This is a genomic window from Acinetobacter brisouii CIP 110357 (assembly GCF_000488275.1).
In the GTDB taxonomy this organism is placed as follows: Bacteria; Pseudomonadota; Gammaproteobacteria; order Pseudomonadales; family Moraxellaceae; genus Acinetobacter; species Acinetobacter brisouii.
Window position 1 is genome coordinate 216978 of the sequence record NZ_KI530763.1, and the last position, 17656, is coordinate 234633.

Annotated in this window: 15 protein-coding genes; 7 read left to right on the forward strand and 8 right to left on the reverse strand. The window is 43.7% G+C overall.

Translation table 11 applies throughout. The features are described 5' to 3' along the window. Positions 1–14: 14 nt before the first annotated feature. The 5 genes from ftsW to P255_RS11885 form a co-directional block, all read right to left on the reverse strand. Complete coding sequence (gene ftsW / locus P255_RS11865) at positions 15–1208, reverse strand: putative lipid II flippase FtsW (RefSeq protein ID WP_004902546.1); 1194 nt, start codon at positions 1206–1208, stop codon at positions 15–17. A gap of 20 nt (positions 1209–1228) precedes the next feature. Further along, the gene (murD, locus tag P255_RS11870) at positions 1229–2578 is read right to left on the reverse strand and encodes a UDP-N-acetylmuramoyl-L-alanine--D-glutamate ligase (protein WP_004902549.1); all 1350 of its coding nucleotides are present in this window, start codon (positions 2576–2578) and stop codon (positions 1229–1231) included. Positions 2579–2731: 153 nt separating this feature from the next. Continuing rightward, on the reverse strand, positions 2732–2986 hold the full coding sequence (locus tag P255_RS11875; RefSeq protein ID WP_004902550.1) for a DUF6587 family protein: 255 nt from the start codon (positions 2984–2986) through the stop codon (positions 2732–2734). Positions 2987–3004: 18 nt separating this feature from the next. Continuing rightward, the gene (gene feoB / locus P255_RS11880; protein ID WP_004902553.1) at positions 3005–4858 is read right to left on the reverse strand and encodes a ferrous iron transport protein B; all 1854 of its coding nucleotides are present in this window, start codon (positions 4856–4858) and stop codon (positions 3005–3007) included. Continuing rightward, entirely contained in the window at positions 4855–5115 is a 261-nt protein-coding gene (locus tag P255_RS11885) for a FeoA family protein (RefSeq protein ID WP_004902555.1), read from the reverse strand. Before P255_RS11885 ends, feoB begins: the two co-directional genes overlap by 4 nt. Positions 5116–5268: 153 nt before the next feature. Here P255_RS11885 and xerD point away from each other — a divergent pair, with 153 nt between their 5' ends. The 4 genes from xerD (at position 5269) to thrC (ending at position 9712) form a co-directional block, all read left to right on the forward strand. Then, on the forward strand, positions 5269–6186 hold the full coding sequence (gene xerD / locus P255_RS11890; protein WP_004902557.1) for a site-specific tyrosine recombinase XerD: 918 nt from the start codon (positions 5269–5271) through the stop codon (positions 6184–6186). Between the two features lie 114 nt (positions 6187–6300). Next, positions 6301–7116, forward strand: a complete 816-nt coding sequence (locus P255_RS11895; RefSeq protein WP_004902558.1) for a DsbC family protein — start codon at positions 6301–6303, stop codon at positions 7114–7116. A 98-nt stretch (positions 7117–7214) separates the two neighbouring features. Then, positions 7215–8516, forward strand: a complete 1302-nt coding sequence (locus P255_RS11900) for a homoserine dehydrogenase (protein ID WP_004902561.1) — start codon at positions 7215–7217, stop codon at positions 8514–8516. A gap of 56 nt (positions 8517–8572) precedes the next feature. Continuing rightward, on the forward strand, positions 8573–9712 hold the full coding sequence (thrC, locus tag P255_RS11905) for a threonine synthase (protein WP_004902562.1): 1140 nt from the start codon (positions 8573–8575) through the stop codon (positions 9710–9712). A 212-nt stretch (positions 9713–9924) separates the two neighbouring features. On the opposite strand, the gene P255_RS11910 is transcribed toward thrC, so the two are convergent. Continuing rightward, on the reverse strand, positions 9925–10929 hold the full coding sequence (locus tag P255_RS11910; protein ID WP_167539624.1) for a D-alanyl-D-alanine carboxypeptidase family protein: 1005 nt from the start codon (positions 10927–10929) through the stop codon (positions 9925–9927). 214 nt (positions 10930–11143) lie between these two features. On the opposite strand from P255_RS11910, the gene gacA reads away from it, so the two are divergent. Genes gacA through P255_RS11925 form a run of 3 tightly spaced genes read left to right on the forward strand, consistent with a single transcriptional unit; the run spans position 11144 to position 14843 of the window. Continuing rightward, positions 11144–11779 carry a response regulator transcription factor GacA gene (gene gacA, locus P255_RS11915; RefSeq protein WP_004902566.1) on the forward strand — a complete coding sequence of 212 codons (636 nt, stop codon included), beginning with the start codon at positions 11144–11146 and terminating at the stop codon, positions 11777–11779. 13 nt (positions 11780–11792) lie between these two features. Next, positions 11793–13367: a sensor histidine kinase gene (locus P255_RS11920; RefSeq protein WP_004902569.1), complete on the forward strand. Its 1575-nt coding sequence runs from the start codon at positions 11793–11795 to the stop codon at positions 13365–13367. A gap of 18 nt (positions 13368–13385) precedes the next feature. Next, positions 13386–14843 (forward strand): sigma-54-dependent transcriptional regulator, encoded by a 1458-nt coding sequence (locus P255_RS11925; RefSeq protein ID WP_004902571.1) that lies wholly within the window; start codon positions 13386–13388, stop codon positions 14841–14843. A 34-nt stretch (positions 14844–14877) separates the two neighbouring features. Here P255_RS11925 and P255_RS11930 read toward each other — a convergent pair whose 3' ends face one another. Both P255_RS11930 and gpmI read right to left on the reverse strand, forming a co-directional pair. After that, on the reverse strand, positions 14878–16071 hold the full coding sequence (locus P255_RS11930) for a S41 family peptidase (RefSeq protein ID WP_004902572.1): 1194 nt from the start codon (positions 16069–16071) through the stop codon (positions 14878–14880). A gap of 13 nt (positions 16072–16084) precedes the next feature. After that, positions 16085–17632 (reverse strand): 2,3-bisphosphoglycerate-independent phosphoglycerate mutase, encoded by a 1548-nt coding sequence (gene gpmI, locus P255_RS11935; RefSeq protein ID WP_004902575.1) that lies wholly within the window; start codon positions 17630–17632, stop codon positions 16085–16087. Positions 17633–17656 lie beyond the last annotated feature (24 nt).

Below are 17656 nucleotides of genomic sequence, written 5' to 3' on the forward strand. Positions count from 1 at the left end.
GCGTGGTTTTGTGTTTAGAAGTTAGAGACTTCCTCATTGGGGTTGGTTTGTCTGGTCGATGAGTCAATTTTCAGTACAAAAGCAATCATCACCGCACACATCATCAGCGATGTCCCGCCATAACTAATAAATGGCAAGGTCAAACCTTTGGTTGGCAACATTCCCATGTTCATGCCTGCATTCACCAGAATCTGCATCAGGAAGATCATACTAATCCCGTAGGACAGATAACCTGCGCGCAAGTAGTTATTTTTTAAAGCACGCTGCCCAATCCGCACACAACATGCCAGCATCAGGAACTCAAGCCCTAACACTGTGGTAATGCCTATAAAACCAAACTCTTCACCCAAGATCGCCAGCATGAAGTCGGTATGTGCTTCGGGTAAATAGGACATTTTTTGCATACTGTGCCCTAGCCCGACACCAAACCATTCACCACGTCCAAAGGCCATCAAGGCATTTGACAGCTGATAACCTGAACCCAGTGGGTCTGCCCACGGGTTACTGAAAGACACCAGACGTTCATAACGATACGGTTCAAACACAATCAGGAACACTAAGGCGATCAGGATCGCGCCAATATAAAACAGGAACTGGATAATCGGAGCACCTGCCAAAAAGAACACCCCAAACATCATCATCACAATAACGACAGTTGCCCCAAGGTCAGGTTCAGCCAAAATCAAGCCAACCGTAATCGACATAATTCCACCTAACCGCACCAAGCCCATCCAGCTATTACGGACTTCATGGGCACGGCGCACCACATAATCTGCGGTAAAGATCGCCATCATCAATTTGGCAACTTCCGTTGGTTGCAAGGTAAAACCTGCAATACGAATCCAGCGTGTTGAACCATTGACCTCGGTTCCCACACCAAGTGCGACGACTAACAGACCAATCGTAACTAACCAGAACAAAAAGGTATTTTTAAACCAGTAATCCAGCGGAAATTTGGATGTGACAAATGCCGCGATGGCAGCAATCACAATCGAAATGGCATGCCGTTCCAGAAAATAAAATGGATCATGCTGCTTGGCATCGGCATAAGGCATGGATGCCGATCCCACCATCACCGTCCCGATCACCAGCAAACTGACCACACAGAAAATCAAAATATTACGTGCGGTGATTTCGCTCGGCAGTTTCGGGGCAATGCGAGTATAGAGACTTTGCAGTTTGCTCATACCTTGAGTAATTACAGCCATACGTGCTCCCTGATTCTTGCTTATGCAGACAAGGCTTGTACACAAGCCACAAACTGATGTCCTCGGTCAGCATAACCTTTGAACATGTCAAAACTTGCACAAGCAGGCGACAACAACACGACATCATGCGCTTGGGTGTGCTGTTGGCATAACGCAACTGCCTGCTGCAAACTATCGGCATGTAGCAATTTGGTTGTACCTGCGATTGCCTGCTCAATGATCGGAGCATCCTCACCAATCAACACGGCAACCTTGACATATTTTTGTAGCGACTCACGTAAGGCTTTGAAATCTTGCCCTTTGCCCTGACCACCCAAAATCACAGCTACTTTGCCTTGCTGCGCTTCAATTGCTGCACCCAAACCATCAATTGCCGCTAAAGTTGCACCAATGTTGGTTCCTTTAGAGTCATTGTAATAACGCACATCTTGTACAGTTGCCACGTATTCACAGCGATGTTCCAGACCTTTAAACTGCTTTAAAGTTTCCAGCATAGAATCCATTGGTAAACCAATCGCTTCACCGAGAGCCAGACATGCCAAAGCATTGGCAACATTGTGCGTTCCCTGAATATACATGTCGGAACTTTTCAACAAACGCTCACGTCCACGCGCCAGCCAAATTGTGCCATCCAGATCTTTTAAAATACCGTACTGCTGAATGTCAGGAGCATTTAAACCGAAGCTCTGCATCGGTGTGGTGTCAGGAACTAAAGGGCGGGTTAAATTATCATCGCGGTTAAACACCACTTTTTTCACACCTTGGAAAATGCGGTGTTTGGCTTGATGGTAACCCCACATATCGCCATGACGGTCAAGGTGGTCTTCACTCATGTTGAGCACCACCGCAACTTCGGCATTGAGATGCGAGGTAGTTTCAAGTTGAAAACTGGATAATTCCAAAACTAGCAATTCAGGATCATCTTTGAGCAAGTCCAGTGCTGGGCGCCCCAAGTTACCGCCTACAGCCACTTTTTTGCCTGCATCTTTTGCCATTAAGCCAACCAAAGTAGTGACGGTACTTTTGGCATTGGAACCTGTAATTGCCACAATCGGTGCATCGGTTGCACGGCGCAATAACTGCACATCACCCACAACAGGAATGCCTTGGGCAATCGCTTGCTGAATTTCAGGCAGTTGTGGCGCAAGTCCTGGACTTAAAATAATTTCTTCGGCTTGCAGGAGCAAATCAACATCCAGTTTACCAAAACTGGTCTGCACATGACTTGGAATCTGATCATGTCCAGGCGGTGTCGCACGCGAATCGGTCACCGCAACCTGATAACCCTGTTCCACCAAAAAATTGACAGCTGAAACACCAGAAATACCAAGCCCTGCAACGACTTTCAATCCACCGCGTTGTATTAACATATTTGCCCCATCGCATTTATTTTTAAACTTGGCAAATGTTAGCACTTTGCTTTTTGGAAAGCTTTTCCTGATCGTGGCTTATCGCATTTTTTTTGTATATTCACGTAAAAAAACCGCCAGTATTTGGCGGTTTTAAAGATCGGTTCAATGTGGTTATTTCCACTTCACCGCTTGGACTGTGACTTTATTTTTACTCTGCGCAGAACTGTCGGCACTACAACCACAGCCTCCCGAACAGCCTGCTGACATTGTCGGGCGTAGCCATTTTGCCAAAGTCATCCAGCCGCGCTGCTCACAACCACGTGCCAGAGCAGAAAACACACTATATGCCGATTGAGGGAAAATCTTTTTAAAGGTATAAATGGCACTCCAAAGCACCAATACCGCAATAATCAGATAACTCACCATACTCACCTCCGCTTGCATTTAGCCCAGATAGTGGGACGCAATTTGATAGGTTAAAAATGCTGCAAAATAAGCCAATGCAAATAGATAGCCTGTCATCCACGCCACCATTTTCCATGACCCTGTTTCACGGCGTACCGTTGCCAATGTCGATAAACAATGTGGTGCATAGATGTACCACACCAAAAGTGACAAACCTGTTGCCAGACTCCAGCCACTACCAGGCGCACTGATTAAATGACTTAAACCCTGCGCCATCGCATCATCGTTGGCAGCAGACAATGCATAGACTGTTCCAAGAGATGCCACCATCACTTCACGGGCAGCCATCCCAGGAATGAGGGCAATACAGATTTGCCAGTTAAAGCCAACTGGTGCAAAGAATGGCTGCATGAAATGCCCAATATACCCTGCAAAACTGTAATTAATTGGCGATAAAGCGGCATGTTCTGGTGCTTGTGGAAAACTACACAAAAACCAAAGCAAAATAGATAAGGCGAAAATAATCCCACCCACCCGCTTCAAGAAAATCTTGGTGCGGTCGAGCAAGCCAATCCCGATACTCTTCATATTCGGAAAGCGATAGCTTGGCAATTCCATCAGCAAAGCGTATTGGGATTTGTCTTTCTGGAAAAACTTCAGCACAAATGCCACGATTAACGCACTGATAATGCCTGCCATATACAACGCAAACAGCACTAGCCCCTGCAAATTGAAAATGCCCCACACCATTTTGCTGGGAATAAAGGCCGAGATCAGCAAGGCATACACGGGCAAGCGTGCCGAACAGGTCATGAGCGGTGCAACAAAAATTGTGGTTAAACGGTCACGCGGATCCTGAATGGTTCGGGTCGCCATAATCCCAGGCACGGCACAGGCAAAACTCGACAATAACGGAATAAATGCACGCCCACTTAAGCCTGCTTTATACATGAGTTTATCCAGCAAAAATGCTGCGCGTGGCAAGTAGCCCGTTTCTTCCAGAAGCAAAATAAAGAAGAATAAAATCAAAATCTGTGGCAAAAAGACTACAACACCGCCCGCACCCGCAATCACGCCATCAACCACCAAGCTATGTAACAGTGGTTGCGTCACTAAGGTGCCCATCTCGGTACCCAACCAAGTGAATGCTTTGGTAATGGCTTCCTGAAAAGGCGCTGCCCAAGTAAAGACCGCCTGAAACACCACAAACATCAGCAGGGTTAGAACCACAAACCCCAATACAGGATGTAAAAAAATGCTGTCTAAGAATTCGGTACGTTTATCTTCATGATCTGAAAAGACCACAACATCTGCCAAAATCTGTGCAACTTTCTGATGTTGGTCGCCCACCAAACCGTTCATTTCGGTCTGTGGCAAAGCAAATTTTTTCTGACTCAAAGCATCAATCAGATTGACAACCCCTGACGAGGTTTTAGCAACAGTTTCAACAACAGGAATACCAAGGCGTTCAGACAGTTTCTGCGAGTTAATCTGAATACCACGGCGACGTGCCTCGTCCATCATGTTCAAAACCAGCAGCACAGGTCGTCCAAGCTCAATGACTTCTAAAACCAAACCCAAATGCAAACGTAAGTTAGTGGCATCAACCACACACAAAAATGCATCCTGTTGGCTTTCATCTTTGATTTTGCCAAGACAGACATCACGAGTCACCGCTTCATCAGGGCTAGTCGCCTCGAGACTATAAGTCCCAGGCAAATCCAGTACCCGCACCTGATTGCCAGAAGGTAGCTGAAAAAAGCCGATTTTGCGTTCAACTGTGACACCTGCATAGTTACCGACTTTTTGGCGGGTTCCCGTCAGTTGGTTAAAAACTGAGGTTTTACCACAGTTTGGATTACCGACCAGAGCAACACGTAAAGTTTCGCTCATGTTACAGCTCCCTGTGCGGAAATTTCAATTTTCTGAGCTTCTGCTTTTCGCAAGGCAAAACGAGTAAAGCCAATCTGAATCAGCAGTGGATCACCACCAAAGATCCCTTTGGCAACAACTTTCACAGGTGTCCCTGGAATAAAGCCCAAGGTTTCCAATCGACTTGCTATTAAATCCGCCTTGCCATCATCAACAGTTTGACGGTTGACTTTGGTAATGACAGCGGTTTGTTTTACCTTTAAATCTGATAACCGCACAGCGTTCTACTCACAGACATTTGATTTATTATAAACATAAATGAGAATAATTTACATACACTACTTGCATCTGGCTTAGCTTTACAATTCGACTTTTACGGAAATTTATTCTAGAGTGAAACAGCATTTTCGATCCTCATATATATCCGCTAGATGATAAACAAAAAACCTCGTATTCCAACGGCGATTAATATTCCAAAAAATTTAGAATTTTTATTGGGTTACAGAGACTATCTCGTTGCTCAAACCGTCAGTCCGCACACACGAAATGCTTATTTGTCTGACTTGATCCAGTGTAGCCAGTATATGGAAAAACCGTTATTAGACTGGTCAAGCGAAGATATTACCGATGTATTGATCGCGTTAACACAACAAGGGAAAAGCCCACGCTCGATTGCCCGCCTTTTGTCTGCACTACGTTCTTTTTTCAAGTTTTTACGAGAACAGCAACTACGCACCGACAATCCGCTAAGTACCCATAAAACCCCAAAACTTGGGCGTGCCCTGCCTCAAGATTTATCTGAAAGCCAAGTAGATGCCCTGATTCAAGCACCCAATACCGAAACTGCGCTCGGTTTACGGGATAGAACCATGTTAGAAGTACTCTATGCTTGCGGCTTACGAGTTTCAGAGCTCATCACGCTGCGCCTAGAATTACTCAATCTTAAGCAAGGCTATGTACGAATTGTCGGAAAAGGCAATAAAGAGCGTCTGGTTCCATTGGGGCAAATTGCCTGTGAATGGCTAGAACGCTATCTCAGTGAATCACGTTCACAACTGTTAAAATCAAGCAGCGACTATGTGTTTTTAACCCAGCAAGGTGGCATTATGAGTCGACAAAATTTTTGGTATGCAATCAAACGCTATGCCCTACAAGCGGGCATCGAGTTTGAAATTTCCCCTCACACTTTACGACATGCTTTTGCGACACATTTACTCAATCACGGTGCCGACCTGCGCGTAGTACAAATGCTCTTGGGGCATAGTGATCTGTCCACCACGCAAATTTATACCCATGTCGCACAAATCCGCATGCAGCAACTACATCAGCAATACCACCCTCGCGCCTAACCTCGCGCTGTGTTATCGAAGAATTACACAGAATAATGAAAATTCACGAAGCACCACACATTTTTTGTTATGCTAACGGTGTTTTCTTTTTATTGACCAGTCAAAGGGTTATTTATGTCCTTGCACCGTTCCAAAATTTTCCTGGCATGTACACTTGCCGCTGCTGGTATGCTTAGTGCGTGCTCTAAAGATAAAAATACTGAACAAAAAACTGACTCTCTGACTGCAACGGCACCTGCAACAGGACAAGCTTCGCCAATTTTAGAACATAATGCCAAACAACGCTTGATCAATACTTTGCAAGAAAGTTTAAAAAAAGCAAACATCAACGTTAAAATTATTGATATTAAAACCACTGAAATTCCCAATATTTACTGGGTCAACCTAGATGGCATGCCATCAGTTTATGCTACGGCTGACGGTAAATACCTGATTCAGGGTGATGTGCTGCGTTTAGGTGACACGAAACTAAAAAATGTCAGCCAAGACTTACAGGCAGCTGAAAACAAAAAACTGTTTGCTGCGCTCAATCCAAAAGATTTAATCGTTTACCCTGCTCAAGGCGCAACAAAACATATTGTCTATGTGTTTACCGATGCCAACTGCCCATACTGCCATAAACTGCACGAACATTTGCCTGAGATCAATGCCAAGGGCATTGAAGTCCGCTATATTGCCTGGCCACGTGGCGAGCAGTTCTTCCCGACTATGGAAGCCATTTGGTGTAACAACGACCGTAAAGCAGCCTTTAATGCAGTAGTGCAAGGTCAGCAAATTCCCGCAGTACAGTGTAATAGCCCTGTAAAAGCCCAATATCAGCTCGGCATTAAAATTGGGGTCAACGGTACACCTGCAATTTACTCGCAAGATGGTTTATACCTTGGCGGCTACCTCAGCCCTGAAGAACTAGAGCAACATTTGGAAAAATAATCTGAAATAAGGTGAAGATATTGTGATCTCCACCCTAGAGTCTGTGCATTTTTTTAGCTATGATCAATCTCAATCGCAATAAATACTTGGAGTGTGACGTGAAACCAGTTCGCCTGGCTATATTAGGTCTTGGTACCGTAGGTGGTGGTGCCCTTAAATTATTACAAGAAAACGCCGCTGAAATTAAACGTCGCACAGGTCGAGAAATTCAAATTACCTACGTTGGTACCCGCCGCCCTCGTCCAGACCTCAATCTGGAAGGGATTAAACAAAGCGCTGACTTGTTCGAAATCGTTCGTCAACCCGATGTCGATGTTGTGGTTGAAGTCATGGGCGGTATTCATCCTGCTTATGAAATCATCAATGAAGCGATTAAACATGGCAAACATGTCGTCACTGCCAACAAAGCGTTACTGGCTGAACATGGCAATGAACTGTTTAAAGCGGCTGAAGATCACAAAGTTCAGATTGCTTATGAAGCTGCGGTTGCGGGTGGAATTCCAATTATTAAAGTCATTCGTGAAGGTTTGGCTGCCAATAAAATTGATTGGTTAGCAGGTATCATTAATGGTACAGGTAACTTCATTCTGACTGAAATGCGTGACAAAGGTCGTGCCTTTGCTGATGTATTAAAAGAAGCACAAGAGCTTGGTTATGCAGAAGCTGATCCAACTTTTGACGTTGAAGGCATTGATGCTGCGCACAAACTCACCATTTTAGCCTCTTGTGCATTTGGTATGCCTTTACAGTTTAGTAAAGTTTATACTGAAGGCATCAGCAAAATTACTGCGCAAGATGTGAAATACGCTGAAGAACTTGGCTTTCGTATCAAACACTTGGGAATCGCCCGCCGTACTGACAAAGGCATTGAACTGCGTGTTCACCCAACCTTGATTCCGTCTGAAGAACTGATTGCCAATGTCAACGGCGTAAAAAATGCCGTTCTCGTTCAAGCGAATGCTGTCGGCCCAACGCTTTATTACGGTGCAGGTGCAGGTGCAGGCCCAACTGCTTCAGCAGTAGTTGCCGACATTGTAGATATCGTGCGTGACATCTCTTATACCGAAGATGGTGCGGGCACAATTCCACAACTGGCTTTTGAAGCATTGACTGATACACCAATCTTGAGCCGCGAAGAAATGACTACAGGTTATTATATTCGCCTCAATGCTGAAGACCAAACGGGTGTGCTTGCTGATGTGACAACTATTCTCAGCCGTGCAGGGATTAGTATTGATGCCATCATGCAACAGTCCCGTTTAAAAGATCTTATTCCTATTGTGATTCTGACCGATCCGATCGTGGAATCCAAAATGGATGAAGCGCTTGCTCAAATTCAAGCGCTTCCTGCCATTCATGGCGAAATTGTGCGAATTCGTTTAGAATCGCTGGATAACTAATCAGGTCGAGGGGAACACTCCCCTCTTCATGCTTCTTCTTTCATTGGAACATCATCATGTCGAATGCCAATCGTTATACTGGTCTTGTAGATCGTTATCGTGATCGTTTACCTGTATCTGCAACTACACGTGCAATTTCTTTAGGTGAAGGTAACACCCCTCTCATTAAACTGGAGAATATTCCACGTATTATTGGCAAAGATGTTGAAATCTATGTGAAATATGAAGGCCTTAACCCAACAGGTTCATTTAAAGACCGTGGTATGACCATGGCCGTAACCAAAGCGGTTGAAGCGGGTTCAAAAGCGATTATCTGTGCGTCTACTGGTAACACTTCTGCTGCTGCAGCAGCTTATGCAGCACGTGCGGGCATTAAAGCTTTCGTTTTAATTCCAGAAGGCAAAATTGCCATGGGTAAAATGGCGCAAGCCATGATGTACGGTGCGATCACCATGCAAATCCGTGGTAACTTCGATGATGGTATGCGCCTTGTAAAAGAAGTTGCCGACCAAGCTCCTGTGACGATTGTAAATTCAATCAACCCTTACCGTTTACAAGGTCAAAAAACCATTGCCTACGAAATCGTAGAAGCTTTGGGTCGTGCACCAGATTATCACTGCTTGCCTGTTGGTAATGCAGGGAACATCACTGCACACTGGATGGGTTATACCGAAGCGGTTGCCAATCAGCCTGCTGACCAGTTTGAAGCTGTGATTTATGATGCTGAAACGGATCAATTTACAGGACCAAAACCTGAAGGCTTACCAACAATGGTCGGTTATCAGGCGGCGGGTGCTGCACCTTTCCTTCGTGGTGCGCCTGTTGCTAACCCTGAAACTGTTGCAACAGCAATCCGTATTGGTAATCCGCAAAGCTGGAACCATGCTAAAGCTGTAGTACGCGACTCTAAAGGCTGGTTCGACGAGCTACAAGATGCTGAAATCCTAGAAGCACAGCGTTTGCTTTCGATGTATGAAGGTGTCTTTGTTGAGCCTGCTTCAGCAGCGTCTATTGGCGGTGCTATCCGTGACATTAAAGCGGGTAAAATTGCTGAGGGTTCTGTGATCGTATGTACAGTGACAGGTAATGGTTTGAAAGACCCAGATACAGCAATCAAGCAATGTGCTGATGCTGTCATGTTGTCAATTGATGCCACCATGAGCCAAGTGAAAGATTCTATTCTTTCTAACATGTAAGTATTTCGCTTAAGTATAAAAAAACCAGTTGTTTGCAACTGGTTTTTTTATTTTCATCTTCTAGCATAGATGATCGAATAAAAGCCTAAAAGTATTTAGTTTTTAGACATTTTCCAGTTCAACTAACCATCTGTAAAATACCAACACACCCGATTTGTTAGACATAAAAAAAGCCTTTCATCTTAGAAAAGCTTTTTTTGAAAATCATTAGATTAGATCTGTTTTGGTAACTGATTCACCCAGCTCAACAAATTCGTTGCATCACTATTGCGTGACTGTGTTGTTGGTTCACCCAATAAGACCACAACAGTTGGGCGCGAATTAACAGTTGCATGCATAACCACACAACGTCCCGCTTCATTAATATAACCTGTTTTAGACAGATTAATATTCCAACCACCATTACGTACCAAAGCATTGGTATTATTTGATTTCAATACGCGATAACCTAAATCGAAATCATAATGCGGCGTTGATGAAAACTGACGAATTACGCCATAACGTGAAGCTTCTGCCACTAAAATGCCCAGATCACGTGCCGATGATACATTACGAGCATCTAAACCTGTTGATTCATAATAATGGGTCGAACTCATACCAAGCTGACGTGCTTTGGCATTCATTGCTGAAACAAAAGCAGGTTTTCCTCCCGGATAAGTACGTGCCAACGCTGCCGCTGCTGGGTTTTCTGACTTCATTAAAGCCACCAGCAAAACTTCTGCACGGTTCATCTTGTCACCAGGCTTTAAAGTAGAACTGGCGTGTTTTGGACCTTCAAAATCACTTTGCTGTAAGGTAATCTGCTCAGACATATTTAAATGCGCATCGGCAGTAACTACAGCTGTCATCAATTTAGTAATCGATGCGATCGGGCGTGACGCATTACTATTTTTACTATAGAGTACTTCACCAGTATGAGCATCCATAACCAGTGCCGAACCTGCTGACACAGCTGGGCTGCTAGTCGCAAAGCGAGTATCCGTGACATGCGGCGCACGGAATGTAGTGGTAGTGACACCTCTGCGTACAGAAGTTTCAGCATTATTTCGGTCTTGGCTCAGGAGCTGTTTTGCTTCATCGGTTGACCAGTTTAGTTTTGCTTGGGAAGCTGCCCCCGAGCCACTGTTCACGATGAGTTCAGCAAAACTATTGGCACTCAACCCTATTAGCATCGACATGCTTACAGCACGTACTAAAGATTTTTTTAAACTTTTCATCATATTACACTCAACTCAGGGGTGGTAAGATACATTTGTGTATAACCACAAAAATGCCTTACATTTACACAATAGACTCGCTCTTTTAAAGTTCAGTAATTGTGCATAACTTTTAGATTATATTTTAAGATAGCATTGCTAATTTTGTCGTTTCATTGCAAGCTTAATTTGCTTTATGTAACAAAAAAATCATTTAGATTGGGAGGTGTTGCTCGTGATTTCGGTTTTAGTTGTGGATGATCATGAATTAGTACGCACAGGGATTTGTCGTATGCTGGCAGACCATGCGGATGTTGAAGTCATTGGTCAAGCCGAATCAGGAGAAGAAGCCTTGACTCTCGCACGCCAGCATCACCCAAATGTGGTGTTACTCGATGTCAATATGCCTGGTATCGGTGGTGTAGAAACAACACGACGCTTATTGCAAATTGCACCTGAAACTAAAGTTATCGCTGTGAGCGGCTTGGCTGAAGAGCCTTATCCGTCTTTATTGCTCAAGGCGGGTGCGAAGGGTTATATCACCAAAGGTGCACCGATTCAGGAAATGCTTCGTGCCATCAACAAGGTGATGCAAGGTGGTAAATACTTTAGTGCTGACATTGCTGAACAGTTGGCAAGTTCGTATTTATCTGAAACGCAAAAATCTCCTTTTGACCAACTCTCCGAGCGTGAAATGCAAGTCGCCATGATGGTGGTCAACTGCCATAGCGCGCAAGCCATTGCAGATAAGTTATTTGTGAGCGTAAAAACCGTCAATACCTACCGCTACCGTATTTTTGAGAAACTGGACATTGACAGTGATGTGAAGTTGACCCATCTGGCAATTCGTTATGGTTTAATCAAACCTTAATCAGGTTCGGTATATGCATACGGCACTTCTGAGCTCCAATCCCAGTACATTATATCGCCTTGGGGTGTGGTACGGTGTTTATCGACTGATTATCTCCTTTAGCCTGATTATCATTTTTTTCTTAACTTTTCAACAATTTAAAAGCGACTATCAACATCTCGGGGTGTATCTGTTCACCCTGTTGGCTTATTCATTTTTAGGCACTTTACAGTTACTTGCACTGAAACTTTTTCCGATTGCACTACCTAGACAGCTGCTCTTGATCAGCCTGATCGATGTAGGATGTTTTTCTAGCCTGACTTTTGCAATGGGTGGCCCAACCTTACATATTGGCTTACTGTTTGTTATTACCATTTTCGTTACTAATCTACTCCTTAGCCGAAGTCAGGCATTCAGTATTACGCTACTTTCAGTGATCGCTGTACTCTACCTGCAACTTTTTGGTAGCTGGTTCATGACCTCTGACCTGAGTAAAATCGGGAATAGTACATTACTTGCCTTCTTATTTTTTGTGGTCTATTTGACTGGGCAATTTGCAGTACAACGTTTTCGGTTATTGGAAAACATCAGCATTTCACAGTCATTAGAATTATTACAACTACAAAATATTAATCGCTATATCCTCGAACAAATTGATATGGGTTATCTTGCCATTGATGAAAAAATGCAAGTGGTGCTGAGTAACCCTGCGGCTTATACGCTGCTTGGTATTCCAGCACTGATGGTTTTTCGCTCTGCTCCTTTACAAGAAATTCAGCCTGATTTGTATCAATATTTACAGCTAAACTCCGCCAAACAAGGCGAACGCTTTATTTTTGAAACAATGCAATCTCGCTATAGTAGCATTCATATTCGGGTACAAAAGCTGGAACTGCCACAGCAGACCCTAACCCTGTTTGTGATGCAGGACGCACAGAAAATCAACCAGCAAGTCCAACAACTTAAACTGGCTGCGCTTGGACAACTTTCTGCAAGTATTGCCCATGAAATTCGTAACCCGCTTGCCAGTATTGTACAAGCCAATAACCTGCTGATTGATGCAGATAGCGAGCAACACTCCATGCTGATCAATATGATCCAGAAACAAGCTCAACGTATTGATCATATTATTCAGTCAACCCTGAATATGGCGCATAATCAGGCGACATTGCCGATTGATATCCAGCTCAAACAATTTTTACCGCAACTGGTGCTTGAAGATCTATATGAAGTTCATCATAAAATTATGATTGAAGTTCGAGATGCTGTACTCATTTCATTTGACGAAGCACAACTTCGCCAAGTGCTCATTAACCTGATTCGTAACGCATTGCGTCACACTGCGCCAGAAAAACCTCAGATCTATGTGTATGCCTATCAACAAGATGGTTATGCTTTTATTGATGTGGTTGATTTTGGAGAAGGAATTACTGCAGACAAAGTACACAATCTATTTCACCCATTTTTTACTACACAAATTGATGGAACAGGTTTAGGGTTATACCTTTCACGTAGTTTTTGTGAAGCAAATCAGGCAAAATTAAGTTATGTCAAATTACAAGACGGTACTTGTTTCCGCATTGAATGCCCTGCCATTCAAATACAATAAATAAGTCATTGGAGCATTATGACAACCCAGCAACCCCGCGTGCTTCTGGTCGATGATGAAAAAGATTTATGCATGCTCATGCACATGAGTCTAAAGCGTATCGGGATTCAAGCCGAAGCAGCCTATAACATTACACAAGCCAAACAACAGTTAAAGGCTCAACACTTTGATGCCTGCTTAACCGATTTAAACCTCCCGGATGGTGATGGTATCCAACTGGTACGACATGTCACCGAATATTACCCAAATACACCCATTGCGGTGATTACGGCATATGGCAATATGGAAATTGCAATTGCAGCACTCAAAGCAGGCGCTTTTGACTTCGTGAGCAAGCCTGTACGCTCCGAAGATTTACAACAACTCTTAGAAAAAGCAATTATTCCAAACGAAGACAACAATAGTCACTTAACAGCCTCGTCTGCCATTGAAGAGCGCATGTTAATTGGCAGCTCTGAAGTGATTCAACAGCTCAAACATACCATTCGTAAAATTTCAAAAACTCAAGCGCCTGTCTTTATTACAGGTGAATCAGGCACAGGGAAAGAAGTCGTGGCTAACCTGATTCATTGCCTGAGCAACCGCAAAAATGGTCCCTTTGTCCCGATTAACTGCGGTGCAATTCCTGTTGAGCTGATGGAAAGTGAACTGTTTGGGCATAAAAAAGGCAGCTTTACCAATGCAAACCAAGACAAGCAAGGGCTGATTCAGGCTGCACATGGGGGCAGTCTATTTCTTGATGAAATTGCCGAGTTACCTATGAACATGCAGGTCAAACTGTTACGTGCTGTTCAGGAAAAGAAGATTCGCCCCATCGGTAGCGATGTCGAAATTGCTGTAGATTTTCGCATTATCAGTGCAACTCACCAAAATCTTGAAGCACTGATTCAACAAGGAAAATTCCGCCAAGACTTATTTTTCCGCTTACATGTGATGGACATTCGTCTGCCACCTTTGCGAGAGCGCGGACAAGATATTTTAGAACTTGCGCATTATTTTATTCAGAAAATCTGCCAAGAATGGCAAATTCCAAATAAGCAGCTTACGGTTACAGCGCAACAATTTTTACTTGAACAGAGATTTTCAGGCAATGTCCGTGAACTGCGCAATATTATTGAACGGGCATTAACACTCAGCGATTCCACTGTGCTTGATATTCAACATATCCGATATCATTCTGAGTCGAGGTTAAACTCACAAACGAGCAACCCAGTACCAGTCAAGGTGCCTGAACCTGAAACAAAACCTATCGCTTATCCAAATGAAATCCTGACTCCACGCCAGCGTTTCAAACTACCTGAAGAAGGATTAGAAGCCTATTTGGAAAATATTGAAAAAAATATTTTACTCAATGCTTTAGAAATGACTCACTGGAACCGCACCATGGCAGCCAAAAAACTACAAATGTCATTTCGTTCATTACGCTATCGCCTGAAAAAATTTGGGCTAGATGTCGAAGGCGAGGAAGACAGCTAATACTGTCTTTATTTTTCTTGATTATCGTAGTCTATTACCGATGCTTGAGTAAAATTTCGGCGGCATTCTCGATATACAAATCGTCACGCATATCGATTGGCAACGCATAAATCTGGTTGGGCTGAATCCCCTGCCCATCAATCATACTGCCTTTCGGCGTATAGTAATGAGAAACTGTCATTTGTAATGCTGCGCCACTTGGCAATGGAAATAACTTTTGCACGACCCCTTTTCCATAGCTTTTCTCACCAATCACCCAGGCACGTCCATGATCTTTTAAAGCCGCGCTAAAAACTTCTGCGGCTGATGCCGAGCGACCATTAATCAACAGTCCCAATTTAATATTGCTGAATTTATTACCAGGGAGCGCTTGAAAGGTCTGATCACCTTCTGAACGGCTTTTGGTCGTGACAATGATGCCATTATTTAAAAACAGGTCAGCCGTTTCAACCGCAGCAGACAGTAATCCACCGGGGTTATTTCTAAGGTCTATTAAAATTGCTTTTAAACGATTAGACGGATATTGCTCAATAATATTTTTGATTTCGCTCGCAGTTTCCTGTTGAAATACAGGAACTTTAATCACCAAAACTTGATTGTGTAAAAGTGTCGATGACACTGCAACATCTACTTTTTTATTACGAACAACCGTGACAGGCTGCCCAACAGGCGCTGTCTGCACAGTGAGAACTGTCCCGATTGAACCATATAACAAGTTTCGCACTTGCTCATGATTGAGATCTTTTAATTCCTGATTATCAATTTTATAGACTGTCATACCGTTATGCAGTCCCAGTTTGACGGAATCTGAACTTTCTTTCAGCCCTTGAATCAGCCACTGGCGGCGCAATTTATCAAAAATTAAATCAAAGTCAACAGAAGCAACATCACCCTCAGTATATTGCATTAATTGGCGATAATCTTCAGGAGAAAGGTAGCGAGAATAGCGATCTAACCCACCCACCAATCCCTTGATGGCTTGTTCAAATAACGCATCATCTGATTTCTCAGTAACGTAATTATCTTTAACGATACTGTAGATCTGCACAAATTTCTGAATCGAATCGACAGGAATCTCCTCATTAGAAGAGGATTCTGAGCCATCAGTGTCATAGTCAAGATTTGCATCAGCTTCTGTTGAAGCTGAATTTGCAGCATAAACAGGATGATTCAAATAGCAGAGTGTTAAACTGGTCGCTAAAAATACCTGCCTGATTTTTTGAATCATCCACTCACCTTTTTTATGCTTGTAATGTAATTAAATTGCGACCTTGCATTTCAGTAGGAACAGGAATATTCATTAAATGCAATAATGTCGGCGCAACATCTGCCAAAACACCGCCTTCTGCAATCACTGCTTGAGTTGAACCAACGTAGATAAATGGTACAAGCTCAGTGGTATGTTGAGTATGTACCTGACCACTTTCGTAGTCCTGCATTTGCTCAACATTCCCATGATCAGCAGTAATCAGCATGTGCCCGTGATTTGCCATGACCGCGTCATAAACACGACCTAGACAAGTATCTACAGCTTCAACAGCTTTCACTGCAGCGCTAAAAACACCCGTATGCCCAACCATATCACCATTGGCATAGTTCACGACCAACAGGTCATATTCACCTGAATTAATCGCTTTCACCAACTCATCAGTCACTTCATAAGCACTCATTTCTGGTTTCAGGTCATAGGTTGCAACATTTGGCGATGGAATCAAGATACGTTTTTCACCAGGATATTCATCTTCACGACCACCACTAAAGAAGAATGTTACATGGGCATATTTTTCAGTTTCTGCAATACGTAGCTGAGTTTTGCCCAAATTGGATAAGTATTCGCCAATTGAATTGTGCAAAGCTTCAGGCATATAGGCAACAGGTGCATCAATGCTGGCTTGGTAACGGGTCAGCATTACGTATTTTGCCAGTTGTGGCACAACTTTCCGTTGGAATCCTGTGAAGTCTTTTTCAACAAATGCACGGGTCAGCTCGCGCGCACGGTCAGCACGGAAGTTCATGAACACGACACTGTCGCCATCTTGAATAGCAGCCACATCGCCCACTCGGGTTGCTTTGACAAACTCGTCGCTTTCATCTGCCGCATAAGCTTGTGCAAGACCTTCAGTTGCTGTCGTAACAACACGGACTGCTTCACCTTCAGTCAGTAAACGATAGGCCTGTTCAACGCGATCCCAGCGATTGTCACGATCCATCGCAAAGTAACGGCCAATCAATGTCGCAATGCGGCCTTGATTTGGGTATTGGGCAAAGACTGCATCAAGTTTTTGTAAAGATGGTTCAGCACTGCGTGGTGGCGTATCACGACCATCTAAAAATGCATGTAGATAAACTTTTGCACCGCGTTTAAGTGCTAACTCACACATCGCAACGATATGGTCTTCATGAGAATGCACACCACCTTCTGATAACAGCCCCATAATATGGACTGCACCGCCTGTTGCTTTGGCTTTCTCAACAGCATCGACCAAAACTTCATGCTCAAAAAATGCCCCAGTGCGAATATCTTTGGTGATACGGGTAAAGTCCTGATACAACACACGACCTGCACCCAAATTCATATGCCCAACTTCAGAGTTACCCATTTGCCCGTCAGGTAAGCCGACATCTTCGCCAGAACCTGAAATTAAGCTATGCGGATGCTTTGCTTGCATTGCAGTCAAATTCGGCGTTTTTGCTGCTAAGAAAGCATTGTCTTCAATCGCTTCACGATGCCCCACACCATCCATAATCACCAAGACATGAGGAATCTTAGCTGCCTTCGCATCCGTCATTTTGAACTCTCTTTCAGTTGTCAA

Coding starts and splice junctions, on each gene's coding strand:
- thrC (WP_004902562.1), top strand. CDS start 8,573: ATGTCGAATGCCAATCGTTATACTGGTCTTGTAGATCGTTATCGTGAT.
- P255_RS11920 (WP_004902569.1), top strand. CDS start 11,793: ATGCATACGGCACTTCTGAGCTCCAATCCCAGTACATTATATCGCCTT.
- P255_RS11930 (WP_004902572.1), bottom strand. CDS start 16,071: ATGATTCAAAAAATCAGGCAGGTATTTTTAGCGACCAGTTTAACACTC.
- P255_RS11895 (WP_004902558.1), top strand. CDS start 6,301: ATGTCCTTGCACCGTTCCAAAATTTTCCTGGCATGTACACTTGCCGCT.
- xerD (WP_004902557.1), top strand. CDS start 5,269: ATGATAAACAAAAAACCTCGTATTCCAACGGCGATTAATATTCCAAAA.
- P255_RS11875 (WP_004902550.1), bottom strand. CDS start 2,986: ATGGTGAGTTATCTGATTATTGCGGTATTGGTGCTTTGGAGTGCCATT.
- murD (WP_004902549.1), bottom strand. CDS start 2,578: ATGTTAATACAACGCGGTGGATTGAAAGTCGTTGCAGGGCTTGGTATT.
- P255_RS11925 (WP_004902571.1), top strand. CDS start 13,386: ATGACAACCCAGCAACCCCGCGTGCTTCTGGTCGATGATGAAAAAGAT.
- gpmI (WP_004902575.1), bottom strand. CDS start 17,632: ATGACGGATGCGAAGGCAGCTAAGATTCCTCATGTCTTGGTGATTATG.
- feoB (WP_004902553.1), bottom strand. CDS start 4,858: ATGAGCGAAACTTTACGTGTTGCTCTGGTCGGTAATCCAAACTGTGGT.
- ftsW (WP_004902546.1), bottom strand. CDS start 1,208: ATGGCTGTAATTACTCAAGGTATGAGCAAACTGCAAAGTCTCTATACT.
- P255_RS11910 (WP_167539624.1), bottom strand. CDS start 10,929: ATGAAAAGTTTAAAAAAATCTTTAGTACGTGCTGTAAGCATGTCGATG.